Genomic DNA, 4,753 nt, shown 5'->3' on the forward strand with positions numbered 1-4,753 from the left:
GACGCCGGTAGCACTGTGGCAGACCATCAGACCTCCCAGGGTAAGACGCGCGACCTTCCTCCCATACACCCGCCGCATCTACTGCCGCCCCTTCCGGATAGCTATTGGGCTTCGAGTTTCTTGGCCCTCTCGCCCAGGTGGCGACAGCCTCGTATGCGATTTCTGTTCGTCGGGCCGGGAGTTTGCCTCCAACTTCCTTCAGATTCCGTCTCGCGACGGACACCCTTGCTGTTCGGCTAACGGTTCCCGCTATCAGGGTCCGTAGGGGACTTTCACCCCCAAGTCATTCCGAGGCACCACCCTCGGAAACAGCGCCCGTCGGGCGCTGCGCGCCATGCCTGGCGCACCAAGAAAGGCCGCTCGAGGCGGCCTTTCCCGGTCAGCTTGGCTGGCGGCGTCGTTTACGACTGCTCGGCCATCTGCTGCACGCGCTGCATCAGCTCCGGATCCTGCTGGATGGCATGGCCGATGGCATTGAAGGTATCCACGTCGAGGCCGTTCTCCTCGACCACCTCGACCATGCGGTCGTTGGCTTCCATGCGCACTTCCTGCTGGGCCTGCTCGTCCTCGGCCGCATGCAGACGCTCGGTGTACTCCTGCGAAATCACAGCGATTTCCTGGGAGGCATCGGCAAACTGCTGAAGCTGATCGTCGGAGAAGTCCTGAGCGGGTGCCTGCGCTTGCGGCTGTGCGGCCGGGTCCTGGGCGGGATCTTGCTGAGCGTGTGCCTGTACGGTCATCAGCCCGGCAGTGAGCAGGGCGGCCGAGAACAGTGCAGTCATCCGTTGCATGAATACCTCCAAGGGTGTTGCTGTGAATGTAGGGAGTCTGACGAGCGGGAGCGCTCGGAGTTCAGTTTTTAACGTTACGAAATGTAATTTTTTGGTCTTTTCACTGCGCGGCCTGAAACCGTGTGGAAAAAGTTAACCTGCTAGCTTTCGTCACCAGCGGCAACCAAGTATCGTCGACAGCTTCACGACCGTACATCAAGGACGCTCCTGCGATGCCAAGCACCGCCACTTCACGCTTAGATGCCGCGTTGCTGGCCAGCATGCCGATTCTCTTCGTCGCCCTGTGGAGTACCGGCTTCATCGGCGCCAAGTTCGGCCTGCCCCATGCCGAGCCCTTCACCTTCCTGTTCATTCGCTTCGTGCTGACCCTGGCCCTGCTGATCCCGCTGGTCAAGCTGATGGGCAGCGCCTGGCCCGCAGGCTGGCGGCTCAAGGGGCATATCGCCGTCTCGGGGCTGCTGGTGCACGGCGCCTATCTGGGCGGCGTCTTTTACGGCATCTACCTGGGCATGCCGGCAGGGCTCACGGCCTTGCTGGTCGGCCTGCAGCCGCTGCTCACCGCGACCCTGGCCGGGCCGATGCTGGGCGAGCGAATCGCCGCCACCCAGTGGCTGGGGCTGGCGCTGGGCCTGCTCGGCATCACGCTGGTACTGGGCAGCAAGCTCGACCCGGGCGCCGCGCTGTTCCAGGGCTTCGGTCTCGGCGCGCTGGCCTGCGTGCTCGTCGCCCTGACCGGTATTACCCTGGGCACCCTTTATCAGAAGCGCTTCTGCACCGGCATGCCGCTGCTCTCGGGCACGGTGGTGCAGTACCTCTCCTCCGGCGCCCTGCTCGGCCTCGGCGCCCTGCTGCTGGAGGAGCGGCATGTCGAATGGACGCTCACCTTCGTGCTGACCCTGGGCTGGCTGGTGCTGGTACTGTCGATTGCCGCCATTCTGCTGCTGATGGCGCTCATCCGGCGCGGCGAAGCCTCGCGCGTGGCCAGCCTGTTCTACCTGGTGCCCCCTGTCACGGCCCTGCAGGCCTGGTGGCTGTTCGACGAACGCCTGCCGCTGACGGCACTGGCAGGCATGGCCGTGACCATCGTCGGCGTCGTGCTGGCCGCTCGTGGGCAGGGGCGGCGATAGCGGGTGGAGCGGCGACAGCGGGAGCGCAGCCTCAGTTGGATGCCAGCTGTTCGAGATAGCGCGGCCCGCCAAGGTTGCGCATCTGCTGACGAATCCACTGGCTGCGACGCTCCACGTGAGGGCCGGGCCGGGCAGCATCCCAGGCCCTCGGATTGGGCAGGATCGCCGCTAGACGACTCGCCTGCACTTCATTGATGCGATCGGCCGAGACGCCGAAATAGTGCTGCCCGGCTGCCTCCAGGCCGAACACGCCGTTATCCCACTCGGCAATGTTGAGGTAGACCTCGAGAATGCGCTGCTTGGGCCACAGGGCTTCGATCAGCACGGTGAACCAGGCCTCCAGGCCCTTGCGCACCCAACTGCGCCCCGTCCACAGGAACAGGTTCTTGGCCGTCTGCTGGCTGATGGTACTGGCACCGCGCAGACGACCGCCGTTGCGGCTCGCTTCCCAGGCGCGACGCATCTCGTCGACGTCGAAGCCGCGATGGGTCGCAAAGCGCTGGTCCTCGGCGGCGATCACCGCCAGCTTGGCATGGTGGGACAGCTCGTCCCAGGGCCGCCAGTGATGCTGAATGGTCAGTGTCTCCCCGGCCATCCAGGACTGCACCTTGCGCTCCAGCATTACCATGGAGCCGTATACGGGTACATGGCGCAGCAGCATGACCGCCAGGATCGACAAGATGACAAAGGCGGCCCCGGCAAGGGCCGCCCAGCGCAGAACGCGGCGTAGCAGGACACCGATCATGCAGTGCCCTGTTCGGGAAGAGAGTCAGCGCTTGGAGAGATGCTCCGCATGATAACGCAGGTGCTCCTCGATGAAGCTGGCAATGAAGAAGTAGCTGTGATCATACCCCGGCTGACGGCGCAGCGTCAGGGGGTGATCGTGCTCTTCGCACACGGCCTCGAGCCGCTCGGGCTTGAGCTGCTCTTCGAGGAACTGGTCCGCTTCGCCCTGATCGATGAACAGGTGCTGCGTCGAGGCGCCCTTGGCCACCAGCTCGCAGGCATCGTACTGGGTCCACTCACCGGGATCGTCGCCCAGGTAACCGCGGAACGCCTTGCGCCCCCAGGGGCACTGGGTTGGATTGACGATAGGAGAGAAGGCCGACACCGAACGATAGTGGCCGGGCCGGCGCAGGGCGAGGATCAGCGCACCGTGCCCGCCCATGGAGTGCCCGCTGATCGCCTCCCGGCCATTGAGCGGAAAATGCTGGCGCACCACCGAGGGCAGCTCTTCGGCCACGTAGTCGTACATTCGATAGTGCTTCTTCCACGGCTCCTGCGTGGCGTTGACGTAGAAGCCCGCCCCCGAGCCGAAGTCGTAGCTGTCGTGCTCCCCCGGCAGATCGGTACCGCGAGGGCTGGTGTCGGGGCAGATGATGGCGATACCCAGCTCGGCTGCCACGCGATGGGCGCCCGCCTTCTGCATGAAGTTCTCGTCCGTGCAGGTCAGTCCCGACAGCCACCACAGAACCGGCACCCGCTCGGTCTCGGCCTGCGGCGGCAGATAGATGGCGAACTCCATCTCACAATCCAGCGCCCGCGAGCGATGCCGGTAGCGCTTGTGCCAGCCGCCGAAGCTCTTGTTGCTCGAGATCGGCTCGAGATTCTCGGTCATGGTCATCGTTCGGTCTCCTTACGGTCGCTACCCAAGGATAGCGACCGGAACGGCAAGTTGTAGGCAGCTCCCTGTGTGCAGCCGCTGTCACGCCTCATATCGCGAGGCGCCGGGTGCCTATGACCCGTTCGGCGCGACACCGGGCGCCTATGACCCGTTCGGCGCGGCACCGGGCGCCTATGACTCGCTCGGCGCGGCACCGGGCGCCTATTAAAAGTGAAGCACGGTACGAATGCTCTTGCCCGCATGCAGCAGCTCGAACGCCTCGTTGATCTGCTCGAACGGCATGTCGTGGGTGATGAACTCGTCGATCTTGATCTCGCCATCCATGTAGCGCTGCACGTAGCCGGGCAGCTCGCTGCGTCCCTTCACCCCGCCGAACGCCGAGCCACGCCACACCCGCCCGGTGACCAGTTGGAACGGCCGCGTCGAGATCTCCTCGCCGGCCCCGGCCACGCCGATGATCACCGATTCGCCCCAGCCCTTGTGGCAGCACTCCAGCGCCGAGCGCATCACGTTGACGTTGCCGATGCACTCGAAGGAGTAGTCGACCCCGCCGTCGGTCATGTCGACGATCACCTGCTGGATCGGATCGGAATGCTCCTTGGGATTGACGAAGTCGGTGGCGCCGAACTGGCGCGCCAGGTCGAACTTGTCCGGGTTGACGTCGATGGCGATGATGCGGCTGGCCTTGGCCATCTGCGCGCCCTGGATCACCGCCAGGCCGATGGCACCGAGGCCGAACACGGCGACGGTGGAGCCCGGCTCCACCTTGGCGGTGTTGAGCACCGCGCCGATGCCGGTGGTCACGCCGCAGCCGAGCAGGCAGATCTTGTCCAGCGGCGCTTCCTTGGAGACCACCGCCAGGGAGACCTCGGGCAGCACGGTGTACTCGCTGAAGGTCGAGCAGCCCATGTAGTGGTGCAGCATCTTGCCGTCGAGCGAGAAGCGCGAGGTGCCGTCGGGCATCAGCCCCTGGCCCTGGGTGGCGCGCACCGCCTGACACAGGTTGGTCTTGCCCGAGCGGCAGAACTTGCACTTGCCGCACTCGGCGGTATACAGCGGAATGACGTGATCGCCGGGCTTGAGGCTGGTCACCCCTTCGCCCACTGCCTCGACGATGCCGGCGCCCTCATGACCCAGCACCGAGGGGAACAGCCCTTCGGGGTCGGCGCCGGAGAGGGTGAAGGCGTCGGTGTGGCACACGCTGGTGGCCT

At 65.2% G+C, this 4,753-nt stretch carries 5 protein-coding genes; 1 reads left to right on the top strand and 4 read right to left on the bottom strand.

Going from position 1 to position 4,753, the window contains the following annotated elements; genetic code table 11:
* Positions 1–401 precede the first annotated feature (401 nt).
* A complete protein-coding gene (locus C4S71_RS22155; protein WP_086511892.1) occupies positions 402–791 on the bottom strand; it encodes a DUF4168 domain-containing protein in 390 nt (129 codons plus the stop codon).
* 212 nt (positions 792–1,003) lie between these two features.
* Between C4S71_RS22155 and C4S71_RS22160 the strand changes: the two genes are divergently transcribed.
* Positions 1,004–1,918 (top strand): DMT family transporter, encoded by a 915-nt coding sequence (locus tag C4S71_RS22160; RefSeq protein ID WP_086511893.1) that lies wholly within the window; start codon positions 1,004–1,006, stop codon positions 1,916–1,918.
* Positions 1,919–1,949: 31 nt separating this feature from the next.
* Here C4S71_RS22160 and mtgA read toward each other — a convergent pair whose 3' ends face one another.
* The 3 genes from mtgA to C4S71_RS22175 form a co-directional block, all read right to left on the bottom strand.
* Positions 1,950–2,663, bottom strand: a complete 714-nt coding sequence (gene mtgA / locus C4S71_RS22165; protein WP_086511894.1) for a monofunctional biosynthetic peptidoglycan transglycosylase — start codon at positions 2,661–2,663, stop codon at positions 1,950–1,952.
* A gap of 24 nt (positions 2,664–2,687) precedes the next feature.
* The gene (gene fghA / locus C4S71_RS22170) at positions 2,688–3,542 is read right to left on the bottom strand and encodes an S-formylglutathione hydrolase (protein WP_086511895.1); all 855 of its coding nucleotides are present in this window, start codon (positions 3,540–3,542) and stop codon (positions 2,688–2,690) included.
* A gap of 204 nt (positions 3,543–3,746) precedes the next feature.
* Positions 3,747–4,753 (bottom strand): S-(hydroxymethyl)glutathione dehydrogenase/class III alcohol dehydrogenase (locus C4S71_RS22175; RefSeq protein ID WP_103970583.1); only part of this gene is annotated, 1,007 nt, incomplete at its 5' end.

Origin of the sequence: Billgrantia desiderata, assembly GCF_900108215.1 — a bacterium.
GTDB lineage: Bacteria > Pseudomonadota > Gammaproteobacteria > Pseudomonadales > Halomonadaceae > Halomonas > Halomonas desiderata.

Coding starts and splice junctions, on each gene's coding strand:
- fghA (WP_086511895.1), bottom strand. CDS start 3,542: ATGACCATGACCGAGAATCTCGAGCCGATCTCGAGCAACAAGAGCTTC.
- C4S71_RS22160 (WP_086511893.1), top strand. CDS start 1,004: ATGCCAAGCACCGCCACTTCACGCTTAGATGCCGCGTTGCTGGCCAGC.
- mtgA (WP_086511894.1), bottom strand. CDS start 2,663: ATGATCGGTGTCCTGCTACGCCGCGTTCTGCGCTGGGCGGCCCTTGCC.
- C4S71_RS22155 (WP_086511892.1), bottom strand. CDS start 791: ATGCAACGGATGACTGCACTGTTCTCGGCCGCCCTGCTCACTGCCGGG.